Annotated in this window: 20 protein-coding genes; 12 read left to right on the forward strand and 8 right to left on the reverse strand. The window is 66.5% G+C overall.

Annotated features, from left to right (window positions below; all coding sequences use genetic code 11):
• Window positions 1-14: 14 nt before the first annotated feature.
• Both tyrS and BLM15_RS32295 read right to left on the reverse strand, forming a co-directional pair.
• Complete coding sequence (gene tyrS / locus BLM15_RS05540; RefSeq protein WP_126111128.1) at window positions 15-1,265, reverse strand: tyrosine--tRNA ligase; 1,251 nt, start codon at window positions 1,263-1,265, stop codon at window positions 15-17.
• Window positions 1,266-1,359: 94 nt separating this feature from the next.
• Complete coding sequence (locus BLM15_RS32295) at window positions 1,360-1,683, reverse strand: DUF1127 domain-containing protein (protein ID WP_442859426.1); 324 nt, start codon at window positions 1,681-1,683, stop codon at window positions 1,360-1,362.
• Window positions 1,684-1,704: 21 nt separating this feature from the next.
• Between BLM15_RS32295 and gcvA the strand changes: the two genes are divergently transcribed.
• Window positions 1,705-2,655, forward strand: coding sequence for a transcriptional regulator GcvA (gene gcvA, locus BLM15_RS05550; RefSeq protein WP_126111132.1), 951 nt, complete (start codon window positions 1,705-1,707; stop codon window positions 2,653-2,655).
• Window positions 2,656-2,665: 10 nt separating this feature from the next.
• Here the strand turns inward: gcvA and BLM15_RS05555 are convergent, their stop codons facing one another.
• Window positions 2,666-3,337 carry an alpha/beta hydrolase gene (locus BLM15_RS05555; RefSeq protein ID WP_126111134.1) on the reverse strand — a complete coding sequence of 224 codons (672 nt, stop codon included), beginning with the start codon at window positions 3,335-3,337 and terminating at the stop codon, window positions 2,666-2,668.
• Between the two features lie 290 nt (window positions 3,338-3,627).
• Between BLM15_RS05555 and BLM15_RS05560 the strand changes: the two genes are divergently transcribed.
• From BLM15_RS05560 to BLM15_RS05590, 7 genes are all read left to right on the forward strand, one after another.
• On the forward strand, window positions 3,628-4,833 hold the full coding sequence (locus BLM15_RS05560; RefSeq protein ID WP_126111136.1) for a cysteine desulfurase family protein: 1,206 nt from the start codon (window positions 3,628-3,630) through the stop codon (window positions 4,831-4,833).
• Window positions 4,834-4,895: 62 nt separating this feature from the next.
• A complete protein-coding gene (gene sufB, locus BLM15_RS05565; protein ID WP_126111138.1) occupies window positions 4,896-6,368 on the forward strand; it encodes a Fe-S cluster assembly protein SufB in 1,473 nt (490 codons plus the stop codon).
• 110 nt (window positions 6,369-6,478) lie between these two features.
• Window positions 6,479-7,231, forward strand: coding sequence for a Fe-S cluster assembly ATPase SufC (gene sufC, locus BLM15_RS05570; protein WP_126111140.1), 753 nt, complete (start codon window positions 6,479-6,481; stop codon window positions 7,229-7,231).
• The gene (locus tag BLM15_RS05575) at window positions 7,231-8,580 is read left to right on the forward strand and encodes a SufB/SufD family protein (RefSeq protein WP_126111142.1); all 1,350 of its coding nucleotides are present in this window, start codon (window positions 7,231-7,233) and stop codon (window positions 8,578-8,580) included. Before sufC ends, BLM15_RS05575 begins: the two co-directional genes overlap by 1 nt.
• Window positions 8,580-8,789 (forward strand): tautomerase family protein, encoded by a 210-nt coding sequence (locus BLM15_RS05580; protein ID WP_126111144.1) that lies wholly within the window; start codon window positions 8,580-8,582, stop codon window positions 8,787-8,789. Before BLM15_RS05575 ends, BLM15_RS05580 begins: the two co-directional genes overlap by 1 nt.
• A 1-nt stretch (window position 8,790) precedes the next feature.
• Window positions 8,791-10,029, forward strand: coding sequence for a cysteine desulfurase (locus BLM15_RS05585; RefSeq protein ID WP_126111146.1), 1,239 nt, complete (start codon window positions 8,791-8,793; stop codon window positions 10,027-10,029).
• Window positions 10,030-10,106: 77 nt separating this feature from the next.
• Window positions 10,107-10,445, forward strand: a complete 339-nt coding sequence (locus tag BLM15_RS05590) for an SUF system Fe-S cluster assembly protein (RefSeq protein WP_236846693.1) — start codon at window positions 10,107-10,109, stop codon at window positions 10,443-10,445.
• A 74-nt stretch (window positions 10,446-10,519) separates the two neighbouring features.
• Here BLM15_RS05590 and BLM15_RS05595 read toward each other — a convergent pair whose 3' ends face one another.
• The gene (locus tag BLM15_RS05595; RefSeq protein ID WP_164547402.1) at window positions 10,520-12,754 is read right to left on the reverse strand and encodes a caspase family protein; all 2,235 of its coding nucleotides are present in this window, start codon (window positions 12,752-12,754) and stop codon (window positions 10,520-10,522) included.
• A 399-nt stretch (window positions 12,755-13,153) separates the two neighbouring features.
• Here BLM15_RS05595 and BLM15_RS05600 point away from each other — a divergent pair, with 399 nt between their 5' ends.
• The 4 genes from BLM15_RS05600 (at window position 13,154) to BLM15_RS05615 (ending at window position 18,394) form a co-directional block, all read left to right on the forward strand.
• Window positions 13,154-14,662, forward strand: a complete 1,509-nt coding sequence (locus BLM15_RS05600; protein WP_126111152.1) for a caspase family protein — start codon at window positions 13,154-13,156, stop codon at window positions 14,660-14,662.
• Between the two features lie 137 nt (window positions 14,663-14,799).
• Window positions 14,800-16,350, forward strand: coding sequence for a methyltransferase domain-containing protein (locus tag BLM15_RS05605; protein WP_126111154.1), 1,551 nt, complete (start codon window positions 14,800-14,802; stop codon window positions 16,348-16,350).
• Window positions 16,351-16,408: 58 nt separating this feature from the next.
• Window positions 16,409-18,001 carry a transglycosylase SLT domain-containing protein gene (locus BLM15_RS32300; protein WP_442859427.1) on the forward strand — a complete coding sequence of 531 codons (1,593 nt, stop codon included), beginning with the start codon at window positions 16,409-16,411 and terminating at the stop codon, window positions 17,999-18,001.
• Between the two features lie 114 nt (window positions 18,002-18,115).
• The gene (locus BLM15_RS05615) at window positions 18,116-18,394 is read left to right on the forward strand and encodes a hypothetical protein (RefSeq protein ID WP_126111156.1); all 279 of its coding nucleotides are present in this window, start codon (window positions 18,116-18,118) and stop codon (window positions 18,392-18,394) included.
• A gap of 130 nt (window positions 18,395-18,524) precedes the next feature.
• Here BLM15_RS05615 and BLM15_RS32180 read toward each other — a convergent pair whose 3' ends face one another.
• Genes BLM15_RS32180 through tssM form a run of 4 tightly spaced genes read right to left on the reverse strand, consistent with a single transcriptional unit; the run spans window position 18,525 to window position 25,618 of the window.
• The gene (locus BLM15_RS32180; RefSeq protein WP_126111158.1) at window positions 18,525-20,459 is read right to left on the reverse strand and encodes a serine/threonine-protein kinase; all 1,935 of its coding nucleotides are present in this window, start codon (window positions 20,457-20,459) and stop codon (window positions 18,525-18,527) included.
• Window positions 20,456-21,253, reverse strand: a complete 798-nt coding sequence (locus BLM15_RS05625) for a PP2C family protein-serine/threonine phosphatase (RefSeq protein WP_126111160.1) — start codon at window positions 21,251-21,253, stop codon at window positions 20,456-20,458. Before BLM15_RS05625 ends, BLM15_RS32180 begins: the two co-directional genes overlap by 4 nt.
• Window positions 21,250-21,942, reverse strand: coding sequence for a type VI secretion system-associated protein TagF (gene tagF, locus BLM15_RS05630; RefSeq protein ID WP_236846578.1), 693 nt, complete (start codon window positions 21,940-21,942; stop codon window positions 21,250-21,252). The genes BLM15_RS05625 and tagF overlap by 4 nt, the downstream gene beginning before the upstream one ends.
• Before the next feature lie 13 nt (window positions 21,943-21,955).
• Window positions 21,956-25,618 carry a type VI secretion system membrane subunit TssM gene (gene tssM / locus BLM15_RS05635; protein ID WP_126111164.1) on the reverse strand — a complete coding sequence of 1,221 codons (3,663 nt, stop codon included), beginning with the start codon at window positions 25,616-25,618 and terminating at the stop codon, window positions 21,956-21,958.
• Window positions 25,619-25,638 lie beyond the last annotated feature (20 nt).

The raw sequence follows: 25,638 nt of genomic DNA on the forward strand, positions 1-25,638 counted from the left end.
GGCGATGGCGGCCGTCAGACCGGCCGCAGCAGGACGTGCTTCTTCTTGCCGAAGGAGAGCTTGACCGCACCGTCGACCAGGTCGGCGGGCGTGAGTGTCGCGCGGTCGTCGGATACCTGGGCATCGTTGACGCGTAGGCCGCCCGCCTTGATCTGGCGGCGGGCCTCGCCGGTCGAGGGCACGAGGCCGGCGCTGACGAAGGCGTTGAGCACGCCTACCCCGGCCTTGAGCTCGGCTACGGATACCTCGACGCTCGGCAGGTCGTGGGCGGCTCCGCCTTCCTCGAAGGTCTTGCGGGCGGTCTCGGCCGCGGCTTCAGCTGCCTCGCGACCATGCAGCAGCGCCGTCGCCTCGGTGGCCAGCACCTTCTTGGCCTCGTTGACCTCCGAGCCGCCGAGCGCCGCGAGCTTGGCGATCTCGGCGAGTGGCAAGCGGGTGAACACCTTGAGGAAGCGGCCAACGTCGGCATCCTCGGTGTTGCGGAAATACTGCCAGAATTCATAGGGGCTGAAGAGATCGCCATTGAGCCAGACGGCGCCGCTGGCGGTCTTGCCCATCTTGGCGCCCGATGAGGTCGTCAGCAGCGGCGTGGTCAGCGCGAAGAGCTGCTTGCCGTCCATGCGGTGCGCGAGGTCGACGCCGTTGATGATGTTGCCCCACTGATCGGAGCCGCCCATCTGCAGGCGGCAACCATAGCGGCGGTTGAGCTCGACGAAGTCGTAGCCCTGCATGATCATGTAGTTGAACTCGAGGAACGACAGCGACTGCTCGCGATCGAGCCGCAGTTTCACCGAGTCGAAGGACAGCATGCGGTTGACCGAGAAATGCCGGCCGACCTCGCGCAGGAACTCGACATAGTTGAGCTTGAGCAGCCAGTCGGCGTTGTTCACCATCAGCGCGTCGGTCGGGCCGTCGCCATAGCGCAGGATGCGCGAGTAGACCTTCTTGATGCTCTCGATATTGGTATTGATCTCCTCGATCGACAGAAGCTTGCGCTGGTCGTCGCGGAAGGACGGGTCGCCAACCATCGAGGTGCCGCCGCCCATCAGCGTGATCGGCCGATGCCCGGTCTCCTGGAACCAGTAGAGCATGGTGACCGAGATCAGGTTGCCGATATGCAGGCTGGTCGCAGTCGCGTCATAGCCGACATAAGCGGTCTGAGGCCCCTGCCGGCAGAGGGCATCGAGCTCCTCCGGGTTCGAGACCTGATGGATAAGGCCACGCTCGTCGAGCGCACGCAGGAAGTCGGATTTGAAGGCGGTCATGGCGGCTTGCGATCTGATCTTTGTCGTTCCGCCGTCGTCTAGAGCATGTTCCGCCAAAGTGGAAACCGCTTTTGCGGCGAAAGCGCCCCGGGCTTCATCCGGGAATGCGATCGAGCCATAGCCTGGCGGGGTCGCTGCGGTGCGGCGGTTCTAGGATGTCCCGTGTCAGCCCCAGGTCACGGAGCGCTCGATCGTCCAGCGTCGCGAGAGGGTATCGCGTGCGAGCGGCGGTCGCATGGCGCTGCCAGAGCGCCAGCAGGCCGTGCAGGAGGGAAGCGCCACCGCGTGGGAGCGGCGCTGTTTGCGAAAGGCAAGTCATGATCGGATCCTCACAGGAGCAGGCGGCAGTGCCGCTGATGTGAGGTGAATCTGGGCCAGACGGGGCAGGGCGACAAAGCGGAAGATTGTCATCTGCCATAAAGACAGCTTATGCTTCGGCATGCCCGCGCCTCCGCCGCCTCCGAAGCTTCCGCCTCTCGCCGCGGTCCGAGTCTTCGAGGCTGCCGCGCGCCACCAGAATTTCACCCGCGCTGCCGAGGAACTCGGCATGACGCAGGCTGCCGTGAGCTATCAGATCCGGCTGCTGGAGGATCGTGTCGGAGCTGCGCTGTTCGTGCGCCAACCGCGCCAGGTCGTGCTGACGGCGATCGGCCAACGGCTCGCCGGGCCTGTGGGCAAGGCGCTGACCGATATCGGGACGGTGTTCCGCGACATCTGCGAGGCAAACCAGACGGTTCTGACGATCTCCTCGCTACAGACGATGGCGATCACCTGGCTCTCGCCGCGACTGGCCCAATTCCAGATCGAGAACCCGCAATTTGCCGTGCGCGTCCGGACTTCGCAGCATCTCGTCGACTTCGCCACCGAGGCTGTCGATCTTGCCGTGCGCTACGGGCCAGGCTCATGGCCAGGCGTCGCGGCGGAGAAGCTGTTCGCCTGCCATTATGCGCCGCTCTGTTCGCCCGAACTGCGCGAACGGCTGCAACTGCGCGAGGCGGCCGATCTGTTGCGCGCCCCGTTGCTCAGTCCCGACGAGACGCCCTGGAAGGTCTGGTTCGCCGATCTCGGCCTCGACCAGCCCCAGCATGGCGCCCGGGCGATGTCGCTGGAAATGCAGGCGATGAATGTCCAGGCCGCGATGCGCGGGCATGGCGTCGCGATGGCCGTGCCCGAACTCTTCGCCTACGATATCGCGGCCGGGCGGCTTGTCTTCGCAGTGGAGCACGCCGTACGCGACCAATGGGCCTACTGGGTCGTCTATCCGGTCGAACGCCAGCGCGATCGCAAGATCAGGCTGTTCCGGGACTGGATATTGGCGGAGGCGCGGGCAGCGGAGATGACGCTGCCCTTCATGGCCTCGAGCTTGGGCTTGATCCACTCATCGGCGTGAGCCGAGTGGGTCAGGCCTTTTCCTGCTCGCTCTTGATGATCTCGGGGCCGACCTTGCGGTCGAGATAGACGCTGACCTGCTCCATCAGCTGGTCGACGCGGCCGTCGAAGAAGTGGTTGGCCCCCTCGACCACGGCGTGTTCGATCTGGATGCCCTTCTGGGTCTTCACCTTCTCGATTACCGCCATCACCTCCTTGACCGGCGCGACACGGTCCTCGGAGCCATGCACGAACAGGCCGGAGGACGGGCAGGGGGCAAGGAAAGAGAAGTCGTAGCGGTTGGCCATCGCTGCGATCGAGAGGAAGCCTTCGATCTCCGGGCGGCGCATCAGGAGCTGCATGCCGATCCAGGCGCCGAAGGAGACGCCGGAGATCCAGCAGCTCTTGGCCTCGGGGTTGAGCGCCTGCATCCAGTCGAGCGCGGCGGCGGCATCGGAGAGCTCACCGGCGCCGTGGTCGAACTGGCCCTGGCTGCGGCCGACACCGCGGAAATTGAAGCGCAGCGCCGAGAAGCCGCGGTTAACATAGGTGTAGAACAGGTTGTAGACGATCTGGTTGTTCATCGTCCCGCCGAATTGCGGGTGCGGGTGCAGGATGATCGCCAGCGGCGCGCCGCGCTTCTTGGCGGGCTGGTACCGGCCCTCGATCCGGCCGGCCGGTCCGTTGAAAATCACCTCTGGCATCACATCTCGCCTTTTGTCGGGCGAGGCACGCGGGCGGCCGGCTGAAAAGCGGCTTTGCTGCCGCTGAAAAGCCTGCTCACCCTTGACGACCCCGCCGCTCGCGCCCTACATGAAGCGCTTAGAATGGTTCTAACAGCCGTGAACAGAGCTGGAACGCGCGGGCGAATATCGCTTGCGGCGCCAGTCCATCGCGGCTCGGACGGGCGGCTATAGCACGGTGCAGGGGTGCGATTTCAAGCATTTCGTACCGCGTCTTCGGGCAAGCCCTCCGGAGCGGAGCAAAAGCGCAGGTGTTTGCGACGACCCGCAGCTATCTCGACCACAACGCCACGACGCCGGTTCGTCCGGCCGTGGCGGAGGCGATGCTGCGGGCTTTGCAGATGCCGGGCAACCCGTCTTCCGTTCATGGCGAGGGGCGGGCGGCCCGTGGCGCGATCGAGCAGGCCCGCGAGCAGGTCGCGGCGCTCGTCGGCGCCAAGGCGAGCAATGTCGTCTTCACGAGCGGTGGCACCGAAGCCAATGCGACGATCCTGTCGCCGGGCCTCAGCGATTGCAGTGGCGCGCGCGATTGCGTGCGGGCGCCGGTAACGCTGCTGCTGCACAGCGCCAGCGAGCATCCGTGTGTGCGCGACGGTCATCGCTTCCGCGCGGATAAGGCTGAGGCGATCCCGGTCGATGGCGAGGGGCTCGTCGACCTCGGCTGGCTCGGCGAGCGACTTTCGCGGTTTGCCGCAGAGCGGCCCGATGAGCGCGCGCTGGTCTCGGTTCATCTCGCCAACAACGAGACCGGCGTGCTCCAGCCGATCGCCGAGATTGTCGCCATCGCCAAGCGCCATGGTGCGCTGGTGCATTCCGATGCCGTCCAGGCAGCGGGCAAGATCGCGATCGATATCAACGCCTTGGGCGTCGATGCTCTGACGCTGTCCGCTCACAAGATCGGTGGTCCCAAGGGCGTCGGTGCGATCGTCTTCCGGACCGGGGCGCTCGAACTCACCGACAAGCCCTTGCGCGGCGGCGGCCAGGAGCGCGGCTGGCGTGCCGGCACCGAGAACCTGCCTGGTATCGTCGGCTTCGGCGTTGCAGCGGAAGAGGCGGGCAGGGCGCTCGCTACCGAGGCGACCCGGCTGGCCGGGCTGCGCGATCAGCTGGAGGCCCGGCTGGTGGCCCTGGCCCCGGATACGGCGATCTTCGGCGGCAAGGCTTCGCGCCTGCCCAATACCTCCGCTTTCGCGACGCCGGGCCTCAAGGCCGAGACGGCGCTGATCATGCTCGATCTCGCCGGCGTCGCGCTGTCTTCCGGCTCGGCCTGCTCGTCCGGCAAGGTCAGGCGCTCGCACGTCCTGTCGGCCATGGGCGTCGACCCTGTCATGAGCGAAGGGGCCTTGCGCGCCTCGCTCGGATGGACCACCTGCGAGACGGACATTGACCAGTTTATCGCGGCCTATGCGAAGGCCTTGGCCGCGAACCCCAACCGGCGGACGCAGGCGGCGGCCTGAGCGTTCCACCGCAAGAGCAAGATCGAACCGGCGGGCCTTGAACCCGCGACAGGAGTGTAGAGATGGCAGCGGTCCAGGAGACCATCGATCAGGTCAAGTCGATTGACGTGACCGAGTACAAATACGGTTTCGTCACCGAACTCGAGGTCGACAAGCCGGCCAAGGGCCTGACCGAGGACACGGTCCGCTACATCTCGGCTCGCAAGAACGAGCCGGAATGGATGCTGGAATGGCGCCTCGACGCCTTCCGGCGCTGGAAGACCATGACCGAGCCGACCTGGTCGCGCGTCAACTACCCGCCGATCAACTACCAGGACATCTACTACTACGCCGCGCCGAAAAAGGGCGCTTCGCCGAAGTCGCTCGACGAGGTCGATCCGGCGATCCTGGAGACCTACAAGAAGCTTGGCATCCCCTTGCGCGAGCAGGAGATCCTGGCCGGCGTCGCGCCGGAGAACCGCGTCGCGGTTGATGCGGTGTTCGACTCGGTCTCGGTCGTCACCACCTTCAAGAAGGAGCTGGCCCAGGCCGGCGTGATCTTCTGCTCGATCTCGGATGCGATCCAGGAGCACCCCGAGCTGGTGAAGAAGTACCTCGCCACCGTCGTGCCGGTGACCGACAACTACTTCGCCACACTGAATTGCGCCGTCTTCACTGATGGCTCCTTCGTCTACATCCCCAAGGGCGTGCGCTGCCCGATGGAGCTGTCGACCTATTTCCGTATCAACGAACAGAACACCGGCCAGTTCGAGCGCACGCTGATCATCGCCGACGAGGGCTCCTATGTCAGCTATCTCGAAGGCTGCACCGCGCCCAAGCGCGACGAGAACCAGCTGCATGCGGCAGTGGTCGAGCTGATCGCGCTCGACGATGCCGAGATCAAGTACTCCACCGTGCAGAACTGGTATCCAGGCGATGCCGAGGGCAAGGGCGGCATCTACAACTTCGTGACCAAGCGCGGCGATTGCCGCGGCAGGAACTCGAAGATCTCGTGGACGCAGGTCGAGACCGGCTCGGCGATTACCTGGAAGTACCCGTCCTGCATCCTGCGCGGCGACGGCTCGCGCGGCGAGTTCTACTCGATTGCGGTCTCGAACGGGGCGCAGCAGGTCGATAGCGGCACCAAGATGCTGCATCTCGGCAAGAACACGACCTCGAAGATCATCGCCAAGGGCATCGCGGCCGGAAAGTCCGACTCGACCTATCGCGGCATGGTCTCGGCCCATCGCAAGGCGACGAACGCGCGCAATTTCACCAATTGCGACTCGCTGCTGATCGGCGACCAGTGCGGCGCCCACACCATCCCCTATATCGAGGCCAAGACCGCGACGGCGGTGTTCGAGCACGAGGCGACCACGTCGAAGATCGGCGAGGACCAGATGTTCTACTGCCAGCAGCGCGGCCTCTCCGAGGAGGAGGCGGTGGCGCTGATCGTCAACGGCTTCGTCAAGGAGGTGCTGCAGCAGCTCCCGATGGAGTTCGCCGTCGAGGCGCAGAAGCTGATCACGATTTCCCTTGAAGGCTCCGTGGGCTGACACCCGATCGTTTCCGAGATGCCCGGATCAAGCCCGGGCATGACGCCAGGATGAAGCGCGTCATGGTCGGGCCTGACCCGACCGTCTCCAGCAGAATGGAACTCTAACCAATGCTCGAAATTCGCAACCTGACCGTCAAGATCGCCGACGAGGACAAGCAGATCCTCAACGGCCTCAACCTCACCGTGAACGCCGGCGAGGTCGCCGCGATCATGGGGCCGAACGGCTCCGGCAAGTCGACGCTGTCGTATGTCATTGCCGGCAAGGAGGACTATGAGGTCCTCGACGGCGAGATCCTGCTCAACGGCGAGAACCTGCTGGAGATGGAGGCCGATGCCCGCGCCGCCGCCGGCATCTTCCTCGCCTTCCAGTATCCGTTGGAGATCCCCGGCGTCGCCACCATGACCTTCCTCAAGGCGGCGATGAACGCGCAGCGCAAGGCGCGCGGCGAGGCCGAATTGCTCACGCCAGACTTCATCAAGCGGGTCAACGGCGCTGCCGACAAGCTCGGCATCGACCGCGAGATGCTGCGCCGGCCGCTCAATGTCGGTTTCTCCGGCGGTGAGAAGAAGCGCATGGAAATCCTGCAGATGGCGCTGCTGTCGCCGTCGATGTGCATCCTCGACGAGACCGATTCCGGCCTCGACATCGACGCACTGCGCATCGTCGCCGAGGGCGTGAACGCGCTGCGGGCCCAGAACCGCGGCTTCCTGGTGATCACCCATTATCAGCGCCTGCTCGACCATATCGTGCCCGACACGGTGCACGTGATGTCGAAGGGCAGGATCGTGCGAACCGGTGGCAAGGAGTTGGCGCTCGAGCTCGAGAAGAGCGGCTATGCCTCCTATGGCGAGGCCGCGTAATGGCGCTCATCACCCCGCTCAAGACCGCGGCCGAGCAGCAGCTCGCCGAGCAGTTCGCCAGCGTCAAGGCTGAGCTGCCGGGCGCCGGCGCGATGCGCAAGCTGCGCGAGGATGCCTTCGCCGGCTTCGAAACCAAGGGCCTGCCGCATCGTCGGCTCGAATCCTGGCGCTATACCGACCTGCGCAACCTGGTGCGCGAGGCGATGCCGCTGGCGCGTCGTCCGGCACGCCCGCAGGCGATCACCGACCGGCTGGCGCTGCAGACCATCGCCGGCCGGCGCTTCGTCACCATCGACGGCATCTTCAGCGCGGCTGATTCCGATCTACAGGGCCTGCCTGCCGGCATCACGGCACGCAGTCTCGCCGAGGCGCTGACCGAGGCGCCGGATGAGATCGGGGCCGCCTTCGCCGTGCCGGAGGTGGCGCGCGACGACAGCGCCCTGATGCTCAACTCCGCCTTCGCCCAGGACGGCGTGGTGATCGAAATCGCTGATGGCACGGAGCTCGACCAGCCACTCGTGCTGCTCGCGCTCGGCTCCGGCGAAAGCGAGGCGGCGATCGTCTCGCGCTCGCTGATCAAGGTCGGCGCCGGCTCCAAGGTCACGATCGTCGAATTGCAGGAGAGCGTCGGCCCGGCGCCGGTGCAGATCAATCACGCCACCGCCTTCGTCATAGGCGACGGCGCCGAGGTCGAGCATGTCCGCATGGTCACCCGCCAGCGCGCCGAGACCGTGCAGGTGCAGTCGCTGCTTGCCGAGCTCGGCGCGCATGTCTCGTTCGACTCGATTGCGGTTGCCGTGAATTGCGGCGTGCTGCGCCAGCAGAGCTTCCTGCGCTATAGCGGCGAGCACACCCGCGCGGCACTGCGCGGCATCAACCTCTTGCGCAAGCAGGAGCACTCCGATGTCACGTTGGTGATGGACCACGCGGCGGCTCATGGCGAGAGCCGCGAGCTGTTCAAGACCATCATCGAAGGCGAGGGCACCGGCGTCTTCCAGGGCAAGGTCATCGTCCGCCAGCATTCGCAGAAGGTCGACGGCAGCATGAAGAGCCATGCGCTGCTGTTGAACGATGGCGCGACCATGTTCAACAAGCCGGAGCTCGAAATCTTCGCCGACGACGTGGTCTGCGGCCACGGCGCGACCGTGGCGCAGATGGACAGCGATCAGCTCTTCTACCTGATGGCGCGCGGCCTGCCGCGGCCGCAGGCCGAGGCGCTGGTGCTCGCCGCTTTCGTCGGCGAGGTCTCGGACATGGTCGGCGACGAGGGCGTTCGCGAGATCGTCGGCCGCGAGATCGACTGCTGGCTCGGCCAGCGCGATGGTGCCCCCAAGCCCGGAGCTGCCTGATGCCTTACGTCAACCTGCAGATCACCAAGGGCGCGACGCGCGAGCAGAAGGCCGAGATCGTCAAGGAGTTCACCCAGACGCTTGTCCGTGTGCTCGGCAAGAACCCGCAGAGCACCCATATCGTGATCCAGGAGATCGAGCGCGAGGATTGGGGGCATGCCGGCACGCTCGTCGCTGACCGGCCCGCCCAGCCTTCCGGAAAGGCCTGAGATGAACGCGATCGCGAAGCCCTACGACGTCGAGACGATCCGCAAGGACTTCGCGATCCTCTCGCGCGAGGTCTACGGCAAACCGCTGGTCTATCTCGACAACGCCGCCTCGGCCCAGAAGCCCGAAGCGGTGATCGAGGCGATGACGCGGCTGATGCGCGAGGATTACGCTAACGTCCATCGCGGCCTGCACTACCTCGCCAACGCCTCGACCGAGGCTTACGAGGCGGCCCGCGAGAGCGCACGGCGCTTCCTCAACGCCGCCCATATCGAGGAGGTGCTGTTCACCCGCTCCTCGACCGGTGCGCTGAACACGGTCGCGTCCTCGCTCGGACAATATCTCAAGATCCAGGACGGCGACGAGATCATCCTCTCGATCCTGGAGCACCACTCCAACATCGTGCCCTGGCACTATTGGCGCGAGCGCCATGGCGCCGTGATCAAATGGGCGCCGGTCGACGAGGATGGCAATTTCCTCATCGAGGAATTCGAGAAGCTGATCACGCCGCGCACCAAGGTGGTGGCGCTGACGCATATGTCGAACGCAATCGGCACCATCGTCCCGATCGCAGAGGTCGCGAAGATCTGCCAGGCCTATCGCATCCCGCTGGTCGTCGACGGCTCGCAGGGCGCGGTGCACCTGCCGGTCGACGTTCAGGCGCTCGGCTGCGATTTCTACGCGTTCACCGGGCACAAGACCTATGGGCCGACCGGCTCCGGCATCCTCTGGGGCAAGCGCGAATGGCTCGAGAAGCTGCCGCCCTACGAGGGCGGCGGCGAGATGATTGCGACCGTCAGCGAGGATGCGATCGTCTATAACGACCCGCCACATCGTTTCGAGGCCGGCACGCCGGCGATCGTCGAGGCTGTGGGGTTGGGCGCCGCGCTCGACTACATGATGGCGCTCGGACGCGAGAACATCGCGGCGCACGAAGCCAGACTCAACGCCTACGCCATGCAGCGCCTCGGCGAGATGAACTCCATCCGCATCTTCGGCAAGGCCAAGGAGAAGGGTGCGATCATCGCCTTCGAGCTTGCCGGCGCCCATGCGCATGACGTCGCGACCGTGATCGACCGCGCCGGTGTCGCGGTCCGGGCCGGCACGCATTGCGCCATGCCGCTGCTCGCCCGCTATGGCGTGACCTCGACCTGCCGTGCGTCCTTCGGCCTCTACAACACGCTGGAGGAAGTCGATATATTGGTGGAAGCCCTGCGCAAGGCGGAAGAGCTGTTCTCATGACCCTCCGCCTCGTGCCGACCGGAAGTTTAGCGATGACCGAGACCGTTGTTGAAGACTTCAAGCCGAACGCGCCGACCATGGGCGCGAGCTCGGGCCTGCCGCCGGAAGAGATCGACCGGTTGACCGACGACATCGTCGCGGCGCTGAAGACCGTCTATGATCCGGAGATTCCGTCCGACATCTACGAGCTCGGCCTGATCTATCGCGTCGACATTGCCGACGACCGGCAGGTTGCGATCGACATGACGCTGACCGCGCCGGGCTGCCCGGTTGCCGGCGAGATGCCGGGCTGGGTCGAGAACGCGGTTGGCGCCGTGCCGGGCGTCTCGGGCGTGACCGTCAACATGACCTTCGATCCGCCCTGGGACCAGTCGCGCATGTCGGACGAGGCCAGGGTCGCGCTCGACATGTGGTGAGCGCGGAAGCTTCACCATCCTCGCAAACAGGAAAGGCCGCTGCGATGCAGCGGCCTTTTTCGTGATGACGTCCGTCAGAAGCCGAAATTGAAGCCGGCCTTGACGATGTCGCCTGCGGTGCGGGTCCGCATGGTTGCGTACTGGCCGGGCGCCAGCCCGGTGAAGTCCTGCAGCATCATCCGTTTCTGGCCGAGCTCGTAATGCGTGTAGTCGAGCCGGACCGACATTCCGGGCCCGATCGCATATTCGACGCCGCCACCCAGCGCCCAGCCGTGGAAGATGCCCGAGCGCGAGCCACTGGCGGCCGAGGTGGTCTGCAGGTTGTCGGGCATGACCGAGCCCTTCTGCTCGACGAGGCCATAGGCGTAGCCGCCCGTGCCGTAGATCAGGAAATCGCCGAGTACGACGCCGACTCTCACCCGCACCGTGCCCAGCATCGAGAGCTCGTTGCTGGAGCGGGTGGTGAACTGCGTGCCGGGATTGGCGGATACGCTCTTGCTGCCGCCGAGGCGTGCGGCGGAGAGATCGGTTTCGGCGCCGATCACGACCGCGCCAATCTGGTAGTTGAAGCCGAACTGGGCGCCGCCGACGGCGCCTTCTCCATCCGGCGTCAGGCTGCGCGGAACCGCCGACGGATTGATCGCCCAGGGGGCGAGCGTCGGCGTACCGGGGATGGTGACGCTCGACGAGTTGGTCGACGTGCTGGTGGTCGTGGTGGTCGTGTTGGTCGTCCCGGTCACGGTCGTCGTGACCGGGACGGAATCGACTGTGGTCGTGAAAGTGCTCGTCGACGTGGTCGTGGTGTTCGCGACATTGGTCGTCGTGGTGGTTGAGGCGTTGGTCGTCGTGGTCGTCGGAGACACCGTCGGGCTGCCGAAGGGGCCGCCGACAGTCGTGCGGCCGTTCTGCTGCCCGCTACCGAGCGAGCCGCCGACATAGAAGCCGGTCCAGCGTGGCCGACCGGGTAGGATAACCGGCAAGGCTGGCGCATAGATCGGGGGCGGGGGAGGCAGCGCGGCCTGTGGTTGCCGCGGCGCGCCGGGGCGGCCGGGCGAGCGTGGCGTGTAGTCGGCGCGGCGGACTCGCGGCTGCTGCAGGGTGGGGCAGACCGGGCAGGTCTGGGCGACCTGGACCCGGTTGCGACTGGGTGCCGTGGCGGCCAGACGCAGCGCTTCATTCTCATGCTGCGAGCCGGGATAGAGACGGGCGAAAAGCTTCAGGGACTCGGCGTCGCCGGCGAGCACGGTCTCAGCCCAGGCGGTCTCCTCGGTCCGCTGCGACAGGATGCGGTGCAGTCTCAGTACGTTCTGGTCATCGGGGTTGATGTCGAGCGCGGTGCGATAGATGTCGCGCCGGTCCCAGGCGATGGCGGTGCGAGAGGCGTCGGCCGGCGACATGGCGCGTAGCGCCGCCAGAGTCGGGCGAACTGCGAGCGGGACAGCACCGGCGATTGCGGGCTGCGCCTGAGGCGCGCCCGCTGGACGCGGGAAGAAGCTGACATCGGTGATCAGCGAGGAAGTATCCCAGGGAATCTGGATACCGTTGGTGGTATCGTAGACGGCGAGGCGGATGCGCCGGAAGACCTGCTCGATCGGCAGGCCGGGCTCGCGGGCCTCGCGCAGGAAAGCGGTGGTGAAGGGGCTGTTGGGGCCGGTGCCGTCGGCTGCGGTCGAGCCAGGCGAGGTCGCGAAGGCGACGAAGGTGCCGCTGTTGGAGTCGATGCGAGCCAGCCCGGCTTCGCTGCTGATACCTTCATTCGCACCGTCGACCATCTGCAGCGCCAGGCCGCGGGAGAGCTCGCGTACGGCGAAGGGATTGTTGCGGCAGGCGTCGAGGATGGCGATCTTCGACCTGGCGCCGGCTGCATCGAGCTTGCGCAGGATCTCCGTCAGCGAGAGCGACTGGTTCGGGATATTCGCCGAGGTTTCCGGCCGCACATCCGTCGGCAGGATGTAGTTGGCGCCATCGAGCTGGACGGCGTGGCCGGCATAGTAGACGAGCGCGGTCGAACCGGCGCCGCCCTGCTTGACCTTGTCGACGAAGACGTTGAGGGCGCTACGCAGGCCGGCGAGCGATAGGTCGGTCGCGGCGGTGACGTCGAAGCCGGCCTCTTGGAGCATGGCGCGCGTCGCATTGGCGTCGTTCAGGGCGTTGGGCAGCTTGGCGATGTTCTGGTAGGCGCCGTTGCCCATGACGAAGGCGAAGCGCCGCTGTTGCGCCGCCGCGGGCGATATCGCGAGAGCGAGGGCGCTCGTGATGGCAGCAAGCGCCAAGAAGACGCAGATGAGTAGCCGCAGGCGTGTCCGCATGGCGCCTCCTCGGCGACCCCGCTTGAGACCGGAGCCGCAGCCGATTCGAACCCTTAGCAGCATCAGATTAGCGGTGGCTGCGCCGCCATGCGAACAAGATTATGCCGCGAAATTGACGCGCGGCGAACACTGGGTGCGGTTCGCCACGGTCGACTGAACGATCCAATCGACGCACTCTGGAGCGAGCCGCCGAATTCGCCATTGCGAGAGGCTGTTGCCAGGGATCATGGCGAGAACGGCTGTAACCGTCACAAGATCCGGTCGACGCCCTCCGGAGGCGCTCCGTGACCGCAAGGTTGGTGGCGGACCGAAGGAGGCGAGCTGTCCGCCTGTCGCTATCGGTGGATAAAACTGGATTTTCGGGGTCACTTTCCTTAGGGTGACGCAGGGAATGGTGCCATGACCGCAGCCGTCAGATTTTGCGCACTGATCGCTCTTCTTGCGCATTTTGTCGCGCTGCCGGCGCTTGCCCAGACCCAGGAGCGCCGCGTCGCACTGGTGATCGGCAACTCCGCCTACAAGAACGCGCCCGCCCTCCCTAATACCCCGAATGATGCGCGTGACACCGCCGAAGCGCTGCGCAAGGTCGGTTTCGAGGTGGTCGACGGCATCGATCTCGACAAGCGCGGCATGGATGCCGCCGTGTCCCGCTTCGCGCGCCTCGCTCAGGATGCCGACGCGGTGATGTTCTACTATGCCGGCCACGGCTTCCAGTTCAACGGCGAGAACTTCCTCGTGCCGGTCGAGGCCAAGATCGATGACGAGGTCTCGGTCCAGTACGAGACGGTCAAGCTGAGCGAGGTGACCACCGCGCTCGGCTTCGCCAAGGGCGTCAAGATCATGGTGCTCGATGCCTGCCGCAACAATCCCTTCGTTGCCCAGCTCTCGAAGAAGCAGGTGACGCGCAGCTTCTCGGTCGGCACCGGCCTGGCGCCGATCGTCAAGGCACAAGGCATGGTGACCGCTTATGCGACCCAGGCGAATGATGTCGCCGCCGACGGTGCCGGCCGCAACAGCCCGTTCACCGCGGCGCTGGTGCAGGAGATCAAGCAGCCCGGCCTCGAGATCGCGACCATGTTCCGCCGCGTCCAGAAGGCGGTCTACGACTCCACCGGCGGCAAGCAGACGCCGGAGCTTTCGCTCTCCCTGCTCGGCGATTTCTACCTCAATCGCGAAGAGACCGACGCCGACATCTGGAAGCAGCTGCGCAGCAGCGACAACGCCGCCGAGATCAAGGCCTTCATCCAGCGCTTCCCGACGAGCTTCTTCGCGGTCGACGCCAAGACGCGGCTCGATCTGATCGAGCGGCGCAGTGCCTCGCCCGATCGCGAGAAGCGGGAGCAGGAGTTCGCGGCGCGCGAGAAGGAGCTGCTCGATCGCGTCCAGAAGGCTGAGAAGGACCGGCAGCAGGCTGCGGTCGATCTTGCGGGGCGCGATGCCGGCAAGGGCGATGGCGAGCGTTCCGTGCCGAAGCCGGGCGAGGCCCCGGCGGCGAAGTCTTCCGACGCAACTGAGCGCGAGCGCCTCGCCAAGGAACTCGCCAAGCGCGAGCAGGAACTGGCGGCGCTCGAGGCCGAGAAAGCGAAGCTGCTGCAGGAGCGCCAGGACCGCGAGAAGGCAGTGGCAACGCGCAATGATGCCAGCGGCGCGACCGAGCTGCCGGCGCCGCAGAAGCCGCTGCTGCCCAGCACCAGCGCGCGCCCGCAACGTCAGGAGCCGCGTGAGCTCAAGCCACAGCAGCGCGTGGTGGTCGATCGCAAGTCGACCGGAATCCTGACCGGCGGCGTCGAGCCGGAGCCTGAGCCGCGCAATGCTCGCGGCCGCCGGCCGGGCAAGCCCGCCGCCGCAGACGATTGCGCCGACGCCCTGCGGGCCCAGATCGGCGGCAGCGCAAGCAACTGCCGCTGAGGGCGATATCGCCGCTTTGCACCAACAGCGGCGAGGCAGGGGCTGGCGAGCGCGAGCTGATAATCGTGTGCTGGCTAAGGCCGTCTCAAGAATGACCGAAGTTGCAGTCCAACGCATGCGATAGGCGGATTTTCCCGATGAACGACATGGCGACGAACCCTTACGACGCTGTCGCCTATCCAGGGCATGCCTTCGCGCAGACGCATCCGGCGCATCTGGCGACGATCGCGCATGTGCACGGCATGACACCTGCGCCGACGACGGCGATGCGCGTGCTCGAGCTCGGCTGCGGCCGCGGCGGCAACCTGATCCCGATGGCGCTGCAATGTCCGGGAGCGGAACTGGTCGGCATCGATCTGAGCGGGCGGGCGATCGCGCACGCCAGGGCGGATGCCGCCGAGCTCGGCGCCACCAATGTCAGCTTCCACCATCTCGACATCATGGCCGCTTCGGCCGCACTCGGCCGCTTCGACTATATCCTCGTGCATGGGGTCTACTCCTGGGTGCCGCAGCCGGTGCGCGAGCGGATCCTGGCGCTTTTCGGCGAATTGCTGACGCCGCAGGGCATCGCCTATGTCAGCTACAACGCCCTGCCAGGGTGCCGCCTGCGCGATCTCGCGCGTGACGTCATGCTGTTCGAGACCCGCGACATCGACGATCCGATCGAGAAGGTCCGCGCGGCGCGCGCCGCGATCAAGCGTTTCGCCGAGGCGACCGACGCCGAGACTTTCTACGGGGCGGCCCTGCGCGAGCGGATGAAGCAGATCGAGGATATTCCGGACAACGTCCTCTATCACGACGATCTCAATCCCGGCGCGCGCGCCTTCGCCCTGCACGAGGTGCTGGCTGCGGCGGAGTCTCATGGGCTGCAATTCCTGGCCGAGGCGTCTTTCCCGAACAATTTCGGCGGCGCCCGTGGGGCGGCGCAGCAGGTGCTGAACGAGATTCCGATCACGGAGCCGCTCCGGCAGGAGCAATCGCTCGACCTGCTGATCGGCCGCTGCTTCCGCCAGACCTTGCTCTGCCGCGCCGACGTCGTGCTCCATCGCGGCTTCTCGCAGTTCAGCCTTGAGCCCTACCATCTGGCGGCGAGCGTCAGCGAGGTCGAAGAGAAGGACGAGAAGCGGCCGGAGGCCGTGAGTTTCCTGTTCTCGGAAGGGGTGCGCCTCGCTTTGGATCTGCCGGCAGCCATCGCCGCCCTGCGGGCACTGGGCAAGGCCTGGCCGGGCAGCATTGGCCATGACGAGCTCGCCGCGCTGGCCTTGGAGGAGTCGAAAGATAGCCTGGGCCCCGATCTCGCCCGCGAGAAGGGCCGTCTCAATGAGGCGCTGACCGCGATCTATCGGGCCGGCCTGCTCGAGATAAATCTGGAGCCCCACCGATTGACGACGCTGATCAGCGAGCGGCCGGTCGCGAGCCAGTTGGCGCGACGCCAGGCGTTGAGCAGCCATGAAGTCACCGACCTGCGCCATCGCGCGGTCGCGCTCGACGGAATCGTGGTGCGCAAGTTCGTCAGCCTGCTGGACGGAACGCGGACGCCGGCGATGCTGCTCGACGAGATCAATGCCTTCCTGACGGAAGCGCATGCCTCTGGTCGCGATGCCTCGGCGTTGCCGAAAAAGGCCACGGCAGAGGAGGTCGACCTGCATTTGAAGGATGTCGCGCGGCTGGCGTTGCTGGCAGGCTGAGCTTGTCGCGAAGAGGCCGTCCGCCTATTGCGGAGCGCGGCAGCAGCGGTAGCGAGGGATGAGTCAGCGCTTCAAGCAGTTTCAGGCCGCATTCCAGGAGGATGCCTGCCTCGAAACCATCATGCAGGCGCGACAGGGCGGCATCACGCTGACCTGCTCTGCCTGCGGGAAGACGTCGGCCTTCGCGCCGCGGGTGAAGTTGCGCGCCTATGCCTGCCCGCATTGCGGTTTCCTGGTCTCGCCCTGCAAGGGGACACCGTTGGAGAGCCGGCGCGCTTCGCTGCAGCTCTGGTTCTTCGCGCTCAAGGCGTTGACCGAGCAGGGCCCGCGCGGCGCTGCCACGACGCTGGAACGCGAGGGACATATCCCGTCCCAGCAGGCGCGCCGGATGATCGCCGAATTGCAGGAGGCGGCCGGCAAGGACGGCAAGGGGCCGGACTGGCTTGTGGCAGCGCAAAGGACCGTCATCGGCAGCGCCAACGCCACGAATCTTGCTGCCGGCGTGCCGTTCGCTGCAACGGATGGCAGTTCCCGGCTCAGGCTCGCCTCCTATATCGGCGGAGGTGCACTGGTTCTGGCCATCGCGGGAGGTGTCGCGGTCGCGACCCTGAGGCCGGGGTCGACCGAGCTGAGTGGCGGGTTCGAGCCGATGGAAAGCGTCGAGGCCCCATCGCTGAAGGCGCCGACCCGGCCTTCGCTGATCCTGTCCTCGGTCGAAGGCGATCTCGAAGCCGCACGACAGGCGACGCAGTTCGCCCTGAATGCCGACCCATCGCTTGCGGCGGTCACCGAACAGGCTGCGCTGCCGGGCATGTCAAATCAGCCGGCAATGCCGATACCGGTCATGCCGCCGTCGAACATCATCCTCGTTCCGCCGAGCCTGCCGGGCAAGCCAGGCGCCCCTGCGGCCGCGGCGCGCTCGCAACTGCCGCAGGCGCCGATCAATTACAACGGCGACCCCAATCAGGTCCTCACCTTCGGGCCGATCAAGATCCGCCGGCACTTGGTCGAGATGATCGTCAGGGCAGGGCGCGTCGTCGGCGCCGACCCGACCCTGCTGATGGCTGTCGCCGACAAGGAATCCTCCTTCTCGACCGCAGTACAGGCGAAGACCTCCTCGGCGACCGGGCTCTACCAGTTCATCGAGCAGACCTGGCTCGGCGTGATCTTCGAATTCGGCCGCAAGCACGGTCTCAATGCCGAGGCGGCGCTGGTCACCCGCAACGGCCGGCAGTTCGTCATCGCCGATGCGAACGAGCGGCAACGCATCCTCGATCTTCGGCGCGAGCCCTATCTCTCGGCCTTGCTGGCGGGCGAAATGCTGAAGCGCGACACGCTCAGGCTGGAGAAGGCGATGGGGCGCCATCTCACAGGCGGCGAAATCTATCTGATCCATTTCCTGGGGCCTGATGCGGCGCAGACCTTCATCGAAACGATGGAGGAGACGCCCGGCGCCAGCGCAGCGGCGCTGCTGCCCCGCCCGGCCGAGGCCAATCGCCCGATCTTCTATGCCCAGTCCGGCGGCGAGACCAAGACGCTCTCGGTGTCCGAGGTGCACAAGAAGTTCGATGAGATGATCAAGGTCAGGCTCGACCGCTACAAGGTCGTGCGTGGGCCCGCCCCCGCGCCGGCACGGCCGCAACAGAAATAGAGGCCGGAGGCGAATACCGGCCAGGTCAGGCCAAAGCGATTGCGGGCACAACGAATTTGCCGCGAAGGTGGCGATGGCCCATCATCAACCAGTCGCAGAGGCGAGGAGACGACGATGGCGAAGAACCGGTTCGAGCAGGTCGACGAGCCGCAGCCCGATGCCATCACGCTGAGCCTCGGCCAGCGCGACGGCAAGAGCTTCATTCGCATTGCCTGCCCGGCGGAGCTGGCCGCTGGTCATCTCGCCAATGATTTCGTCAGTGACGAGCTCGATCCGATCGAAGGCTTCCGCTCCGCCGTGCGTCTTGCCAATGAGATCAAGGCGCCGATCGTGGTCGAGGATAATGCAGGCCTCTGGCAGGCGGAATGGGGCGAGCTGTTCCGGGAGGAGTGAGGGCGCTATCGCGTCATGCTCGGGCTTGACCCGGGCATCTCAGGCCGGAGGAGGCTCCCCTTGGTACCTTCTCGTCACGAGATTCTCGGGTCTGCGCTTCGCTTCGCCCGAGAATGACGAGATCCGGCTTTCACTCGATCCTAAAATACTTGATGCCGAGGCCGACCTTGCCGCCGGTACGGGCGATATCTTGGTGCAGGCCGGGGAAGATGTCGCCGGCTGGAGCCGGATTGGGCCCCGATAGCGTCGGCAGCGGCGCCTGGCTGACGAGCGCCAGCACGGTCTGCGGCCGCACCGGCGCGCCGGATGCCGCGGTCGATTCCAGCTTGAGGCTGAAGCTCGCCTTGCCGCCCTCGCGGCGCGTGTAGTTCGCGAGGTTGTAGACCAGCCCGTCATCGCCGATGAGCAGGATGTCGAGATTTCGGTTCGGGTCGCTCTCGACCGTGCCCGACAGCGCGTCGCCGCTCTTGATGGTGAAGGCGCCGATCTGCATCACCGGGCTGCGATCGATGCCGCGACCGAGCTGGCGCAGGAAATCGACCATTGGGCATTGGGCTGTGGTGATCGTACGCAGGCTGATCTGTGCCTCGTAGCCCTGCGCCTTCTTGAAAGCTCCGTCGAAGCTGACGAAGGGCTCGGCCGAGCTGCCGAAGCCTTCGATCGTGGTGCGCTTGTCAGCGATCGCCGTCGGCCAGAGGAAGAAGCAGGCGCCACCGTCATAATCCGCAACATAGCGCGCGGTCCGCTCGGCGGCCGTGCGCGGCTCGGGTTCAGGACCGGATGGTGTCGGCGGTGGGACAGTCGGTGTCGGCTTCGGGCCGGTTGTCGATGCCGGGCTCGGTGGCGGTGACGTCGGCGTCGGGTTCAACTCCGGCGGGGCGGCTGCGGGCGGCTGGGGCGGCGCAGTCGGTCCGGGAGAGGCCGGCGGCTGCAAGGTCGGTGGTTCGTTCTGGCTCGCGGGCTGCGGCGACGGTGCCGGCGGAGCCGGGCTCACGGGGGTGAGTTCGGGGGCAGGCGTGCCCGGTGCCGGCCCCAGTGCAGGCGGCTGACGATTGTCGCTCAGCGGAGGCGGCGAGGTGTTCATCACCTGCTGTGTCGGGCTGGCGCCGCCCAGCATTTGCCAGGCGACGAAGCCGCCACCCGCAAGGAGCGCGAGCGCCGCGACCCCGGCGACAAGCGGCCAGGGAAAGGCACGCTTGCCGCTGGGCCCCGCGCTACCCTTGGCCTGCCAGGCGGCGACCTCGGCCATGTCGGTCTGGCGATCCTTGGGGTCGGGCGCGAGCATGCGCGCCAGCAGCGGGCGGATGCGCTTGTCGATGGCCGAGAGATCGGGAACGCGGCGGCGCTTCTCGAGGATCTGCATCTGCGTTCCGCCCATGTCGAGCGGGCGGCCGCCGAGTGCCTCGGCGAGCACGAGGCCGAGGCTGTAGATATCGGACTTGCCGGTGACCTCGGCGCCGTAAAGGCCGAGCTGCTCGGGCGAGACATAGTTGTATTTGCCCGCAAAGCCCGAGCCGATCACCGTCTTCTCAGCCAGCTTCGACTTGGCGATGCCGAAATCGATGATCTTGGCGCGGGTGACCTGGCCGCCAGGCAGGATGATGTTGTCGGGCGAAACGTCGCGATGGGTGATGCCGAGCATATGGGCGGCGTGCAGACCGGACGCGATGCGCCGGCGCAGCAAGTCGACCTCCTCGAAGGGCAATGGCCCTTGTTTCAGGCGGTCCGACAGCGGCTGGCCATCGACGAACTCCATGGCGAGATAGGTCGCCTGCGTCGCCGGGTCGACGGTGAAGACGTAATAGCGGACGATCGCCTCATTGTAGAGGTTGTGCAGCGCCGACGCCTCGTTGCGGAACAGGGCGATGACATTGGCGTCCTGTGCCATGTCCGAGCGGACGATCTTGATCGCGACGGCGTCGCCGGTCTGGATGGCGCGGCCCTGGTAGACCTCGCCCATGCCGCCGGTCGCGATCAGGCGCTCGATCTCGTAGATGCCGTTCAGCCGCACGCCCGGCGCGAGACCGGTACGCGGCAGGAAGACGGTGCGGTCGGGGTCGCTCATGGCGCATCGCTCCGGCGCTGGCGCATGTTCGGCACCCAGCGCGTCTTCTCGGTTCCGCCGTCGTGATGATAGCGCACCACGATCACGGTGACATTGTCGGTGGCACCGCGCTCCAGGGTCAGGGCCAGCAGCGCGTCGCTGGCGGCTTGCGCGCCGCCCGAGCCAGCCGCTCGCAGAATCTCCTCGTCGCGGACATGGTCGGTGAGCCCGTCCGAGCAGAGCACGAAGACGTCGCCGCCTTCGAGCTCGCCATGGTCGATCTCGAGTTCGGGCCGGTCGTGGACGCCGATGGCGCGGGTGATGACATGCCGCCGCGGCCAGGTCCGCGCCTCTTCGACGGTTAGCAGGCCGCGCTCGATCATGTCCTGCGCCTCGGTGTGATCGCGCGAGACCTGGGTGATGCGCCCGCCACGGACGAGATAGATGCGGCTGTCGCCGCACCAGACGCAGGCGAAATGGTGGCCATGGGCGAGCAGCACGGCAAGCGTCGCCCCCATGGTGGCGCCGTCATGCTCGCGGATCTTGCGACGCAGTTCCGCATTGGCCTCGATCACGCCACGCTCGAGCCGGTCGAGCAGTTCGGCCGCAGAGCCGGCCGGGCCGATGGCGGACAGGCTCGCGGCCACAGTCGCGCTCGCCATGGCGCCGTTCTGATGGCCACCCATGCCGTCCGCGACGGCCCACAGGCCGTGTTCGGGCCGGACGACGAGGTTGTCTTCGTTGTGGCTGCGCACGCGCCCGGCATGGCTGACTGCGCCCGTCTCGAAGGCGGTGCCGGGGCTGTGCTCGTTCATGCCGTCGATCCTGCACCGAGGAAGGCGTCGAAGCGTCCGGTCAGAAGGCCGGTGAAGAGATAGGGGCTCGGCAAGCCCTGGCCGACCAGAGCGAGCGGCTCGAAATCGTCACCGCCGACCGTCCAGAGATAGCTGGCATGGGCAAAGGAGCGGGTATGGTCCTCGACCCGTAACGCCGTGAGCCGGGCCGGGAAGGTGGCGGAATCGAGCGCGCTGACGATCGTCCCGTCGGAGAGCCTGACCATGTCGGCGGGCGGGGCGGCCATGAGGTCGTCACTCGGCATTGCGAGCCCGCCGAGCGCCTGTGAAACCGTCTCATAACTGGCTTCGGGTTCGAGCGCGTGCAGCAGGAAATCCTCAGCCTGCGCGAACCAGGCGTCCTGCGGGTCGAGCTCCGGTGGCGGGATCGCAGCGCCAGGGCCGGCGAGAGCGAAGACCGTCAGCGGGAAATAGCGGCCGATGCCGTCGACCGACGGCATGAAGGCGCCGGCTACCGTGGTGCCGCAGAAGGCGCTGCCGAACCAGAAGCGCCAGATCGGAGCGTTCAGGAAGGCATTCTGCCAGCCTGTGCCGAGCTCGACCCTGCTGGCGGTGAGCCCGCCCTGGAGCCAGGGCTCATAGGCCGAGAGAAAGGCGGTAGGGGCGCCCAGCGCGATGAAGTCTCGCTTGCCGGGAAGCTTCCCGAACAACCCGCACGCCATCTTATATCCCCGCCGGACAACGGATTTCGCGCAGTGCCGGCAGCACCAGCGGATTCTTCAGCGAGCCGACGCCGAACTGGTAGCCAACCTGGCGGCCACTGGCGGCGAGCGTGAAGACGACGTTGTCGCCCTGGCGCAGCACCGAGCCGGCATCGAGCAGGCGGAAGAACGACCAGTCGCCGTCGCGCTCGAACATTTTGACCTCGCTCGGCGCAGCTGGGGTCGGGCTGTTGGAGAAGAACCCGCCGCCGAAGATGCCGCCGGCATTGTTGTTGGCAGCGGCACCACCGATCGCCAGGATGATCGAGGTCTTCTTCAGCCCCGCGCCCGGCCACATCACCGGCGTCGGCGTGTTGACGCCCTGCTGGCTGGCGACGGTGAAGCCGTTGATCTCGAGCTTGGCGCTCTGCGCATCGGAGGAGATGGTCGTCGGCACGACCACCATCTGGAAGTTGGGCAGGTTGCCGCCGGTCGGGAAGAAGGCCTCGCGGATGTCGCTGGCGCGCTGGAATTCGCGCAAAGTCGTCGGCGAGAGGGCGCGGGCGACCCGGCTGTCCTGACGCCAGCTCCAGTTCTGGCCGGACTTGTCGATATAGGGGTCGAGCCGCTCCTTCATGAACTTGTCCATGGTGCCGCCGGGAGCGAACATGCTGGCGAAGGCTGTGAGCGGGACGTCGCGCGTCGAGCCCTTCACGAAGGGATAGCGGTTGGTCAGGATCTCGGCGCACTGGCGCGCGACATCGCTGGCGAGCGCCTGGCGCAGCAGCGAGACGGTCGCGCCGGTCGCGTCGCCTTCGAAATCGTTGACGGCGGCGACGATCATCGCGTCGAACGGCGCCGGATAGCGCGAGGAATTGCCGCGTAGCGAGGCGATCAGCGGCACCAACGCCGCATTGGCGGCGGCAGACTGCGCCGGCGTGGTCGCAGCCATTGCGAGGTTCTGGTTGATCTCGGCGAAGATTTGCAACGCCTGATCGACCGGCCGCTTGCCGCCATCGCCTTCGACCAAGACGTGGAAGGCCTTGAACTGCGATTCGATATTGGCGCCGAGCGCCTCGCCGCCACCACCGCTTCCGAGGACGCGGTCGACGCCAGGTGCGCTGAGCGGCAGGCTGGTGCCGAGGCGGCTCAGCGAATAGTTGGCGCGCTGCTCCAGGGTTTTGGCGGCATGGTCCGCGACTTGGCCGGCCATCTTCTCGGCGGCTTGCGCGCCGGCCGGGCGTTTCGGCGCCGCGCGCTCCTTGGTCAATTGCGTCTCGTCGCGGATCGATTCGAGCAGTTGCTTGAAGGGCGAGGTCGGTGCCGCAATCGCCGAGAGCGCGATGTATTTCGGCTTGTCTGCGTTGAGAGGCCGCAGCTTCAGCCGGCGCAGCGTCCGCTGCCAGGAGGCGGTGAAGTCGCGCGCATAGAGCTTCAGCAGATCCTGGAACAGGCTGGCATATTGCGAGGTGATCGCCGCCTGGTCGGCGTTGTCACCGAGGACCCAGCGCTCCTTCTCGATCCGCTCGCCGATATCGCCGAGCCTGTCGACGAAGGCGCTCTGGAAGCCGTCATAGGTGTAGAAATACGGCACCCGGATCGAGTCCAGATCCTCGCCGGAGACGCCCTCGAAGACCAGCCGCGCATCCGAGCCGCCGCGGATCGCCGCGACCCAGTCGCGGCTGGCGTTGCGGCCTTGCGTGCGCAGCAGTTCGTAGGCGCGCTCGGCGATGCTGAGCCGCCGCAACGTGCGCTGGCTGCTTTCGATCAGCGGCTGGTTGAGCTTGACCACCGGCTCGCTGCCGTCGTCGAGATCGAGCAGCGCGATCAGATGCTCCTCCAGCGCCTCGCGCCCCTTGGCGTTGGCGGCGCCGGGGAAAAGGTTCTCGGTCCAGTCAAGCCGCATCCAGGCGAGCACGAGGTCGCGGTCAAGCGGAGCGCGGCCGCCGACCATCAGATAGACCTTGAGGGCCTCGTAGATGAAGCCGGGGTTGTTGACGTTGGCTTCGAGCTGCTCCTCGAGCCGGAAGATGATGCGCGAGCGCAGCAGCCGTTCCAGCGCCTGATGGTAGCTCTCCTGCGCCGCCGATTGCAGGCGCTCGCGCTGGCTCAGGCCGAAGGTGGCGGCAACCGGTGTCGGCTCGTCCTTGTCGGCATAGCCAGCGGGCATGTGGCGCAGCTTGTGCAGCAGCGGCAGGACCCGGCTGAAATTGCGCTCGGAGAGGGTGGTCTCCTGCAGTACCGGAGCGGCGCTGGAGCGATAGTCGGCGAGGCCGTAATTGCTCTGGTTGATCAGGTCGCTGTTGCGGGCATAGCTCGTCCACCACATGCCGCCGAGCGCCAGCGAGACCAGCGCGACCGCGCTGAAGCCGGCGATGCGCATCAGGGTCGAGCGGCGCGCGGCGCGCAGGTCGGTCGAGACCCAGCCGGATTCGCCGATGATCACCTTCTGGATCAGGTCGGTGAGGAAGAAGCTCTTGCCGCGGCCGGAATAGCTGCCGGAATCGGCGTGTTCGCTGCCGAAATTACGCGAGAGCGCGCCGATCAGCTGGTCGATCGGCGTGCCTTCCTGGGTGCCTGAGGTGAAGTAGAAACCGCGCAGCGTCGCGCTCGACTGGTAGCGCGTCGGCTCGAAGACCCGGCCGAGGAAGTCGTTCACGATCGGCTTCAACGCCGCCATCTGGCTCGGCAGGCCGAAGAGCTTGGCACGCGAGGTCGGGTTGTGCTCGTCCTGCAGGCGGTCGGAGAGGCGCTCGTTCAGGCGCTCGATCAGCGCGTCGAATTCGGGCGGCACGTCGCCGATCATGTTGCGGGTCTTGTCGACGGTCTGGAAGGTGTGGCCCCAGACCATGCGCCGCTGCGGTTCGGAGAGCGCGGCGAAGAACTCGTTGAAGCCGGCGATCAGGTCGGTCTTGGTGAAGACGGCATAGACCGGGAAGTCGATCTTGAGCCGCTCGTTCAGCTCGAGCAGGCGGGCGCGGATCGCCTCGGCATGGGCGGTGATCTCCTCCTGCGAGGAGGTCAGCAGGTCCTCGACGCTGATCGCGACCATGACGCCGTTGATCGGCTGGCGCGGGCGATTGGACTTGAGCAGATCGAGGAAGGAGAGCCAGCTCGTCCGCTCGGCCTTGCTGTCGGTGTCCTGGGTGGTGTAGCGGCCGGCGGTGTCGATCAGCACCGCTTCCTCGGCGAACCACCAGTCGCAATAGCGGGTGCCGCCATTGCCCGCGACCGCTGCCGGCGCCTGGCCGCCGCGGGCGAGGGGGAACTTCAGGCCGGAGTTGACCAGCGCCGTGGTCTTGCCTGCGCCGGGCGGACCGATGATCACGTACCAGGGCAGGTCGTAGAGATAGTCGCCGCCATCCTTGCCGCGGGTGCGCCTGAGCGTCGCCAGCGCATCGCGCATGCCGGCGGAGAGTGCGGCACCGTCGCCGGTTTGCGACTCCTCCTTGGCCATCGCGTCGGAGAGCGCGGCGACAGCCCTGCGCCGGCTGATCACGATCCAGGCGATCCAGCCGAGCGCGCCGAGCATCAGGATCAGCGCGATCGGCAGCCTGACCCAGAACGATTCGAACGGACGCACTTCGCCGAAAGCGACGAAGGGGCCGCCGAACCAGATCAGCAGCGTCAGCGCGAGTGCGCCGACAAAGATGGCTGCGATCCTGAGCCACGTCGCGAGATTCATCGTCTGCCCGTCTCCTGCAT

Origin of the sequence: Bosea sp. Tri-49 (genome assembly GCF_003952665.1) — a bacterium.
Taxonomy (GTDB): Bacteria; Pseudomonadota; Alphaproteobacteria; order Rhizobiales; family Beijerinckiaceae; genus Allobosea.

Excerpts from the sequence above, each read along its gene's own strand:
- sufC (WP_126111140.1), top strand. The coding sequence starts at position 6,479 with ATGCTCGAAATTCGCAACCTGACCGTCAAGATCGCCGACGAGGACAAG.
- tyrS (WP_126111128.1), bottom strand. The coding sequence starts at position 1,265 with ATGACCGCCTTCAAATCCGACTTCCTGCGTGCGCTCGACGAGCGTGGC.
- BLM15_RS05575 (WP_126111142.1), top strand. The coding sequence starts at position 7,231 with ATGGCGCTCATCACCCCGCTCAAGACCGCGGCCGAGCAGCAGCTCGCC.
- BLM15_RS05605 (WP_126111154.1), top strand. The coding sequence starts at position 14,800 with ATGAACGACATGGCGACGAACCCTTACGACGCTGTCGCCTATCCAGGG.
- BLM15_RS05625 (WP_126111160.1), bottom strand. The coding sequence starts at position 21,253 with ATGAACGAGCACAGCCCCGGCACCGCCTTCGAGACGGGCGCAGTCAGC.
- BLM15_RS05595 (WP_164547402.1), bottom strand. The coding sequence starts at position 12,754 with ATGCGGACACGCCTGCGGCTACTCATCTGCGTCTTCTTGGCGCTTGCT.
- BLM15_RS05580 (WP_126111144.1), top strand. The coding sequence starts at position 8,580 with ATGCCTTACGTCAACCTGCAGATCACCAAGGGCGCGACGCGCGAGCAG.
- tssM (WP_126111164.1), bottom strand. The coding sequence starts at position 25,618 with ATGAATCTCGCGACGTGGCTCAGGATCGCAGCCATCTTTGTCGGCGCA.
- BLM15_RS05585 (WP_126111146.1), top strand. The coding sequence starts at position 8,791 with ATGAACGCGATCGCGAAGCCCTACGACGTCGAGACGATCCGCAAGGAC.
- BLM15_RS05600 (WP_126111152.1), top strand. The coding sequence starts at position 13,154 with ATGACCGCAGCCGTCAGATTTTGCGCACTGATCGCTCTTCTTGCGCAT.
- BLM15_RS32295 (WP_442859426.1), bottom strand. The coding sequence starts at position 1,683 with ATGGCAGATGACAATCTTCCGCTTTGTCGCCCTGCCCCGTCTGGCCCA.
- BLM15_RS05615 (WP_126111156.1), top strand. The coding sequence starts at position 18,116 with ATGGCGAAGAACCGGTTCGAGCAGGTCGACGAGCCGCAGCCCGATGCC.
- BLM15_RS05590 (WP_236846693.1), top strand. The coding sequence starts at position 10,107 with ATGGGCGCGAGCTCGGGCCTGCCGCCGGAAGAGATCGACCGGTTGACC.
- sufB (WP_126111138.1), top strand. The coding sequence starts at position 4,896 with ATGGCAGCGGTCCAGGAGACCATCGATCAGGTCAAGTCGATTGACGTG.
- gcvA (WP_126111132.1), top strand. The coding sequence starts at position 1,705 with ATGCCCGCGCCTCCGCCGCCTCCGAAGCTTCCGCCTCTCGCCGCGGTC.
- BLM15_RS32300 (WP_442859427.1), top strand. The coding sequence starts at position 16,409 with ATGAGTCAGCGCTTCAAGCAGTTTCAGGCCGCATTCCAGGAGGATGCC.
- BLM15_RS05555 (WP_126111134.1), bottom strand. The coding sequence starts at position 3,337 with ATGCCAGAGGTGATTTTCAACGGACCGGCCGGCCGGATCGAGGGCCGG.
- BLM15_RS32180 (WP_126111158.1), bottom strand. The coding sequence starts at position 20,459 with ATGAGCGACCCCGACCGCACCGTCTTCCTGCCGCGTACCGGTCTCGCG.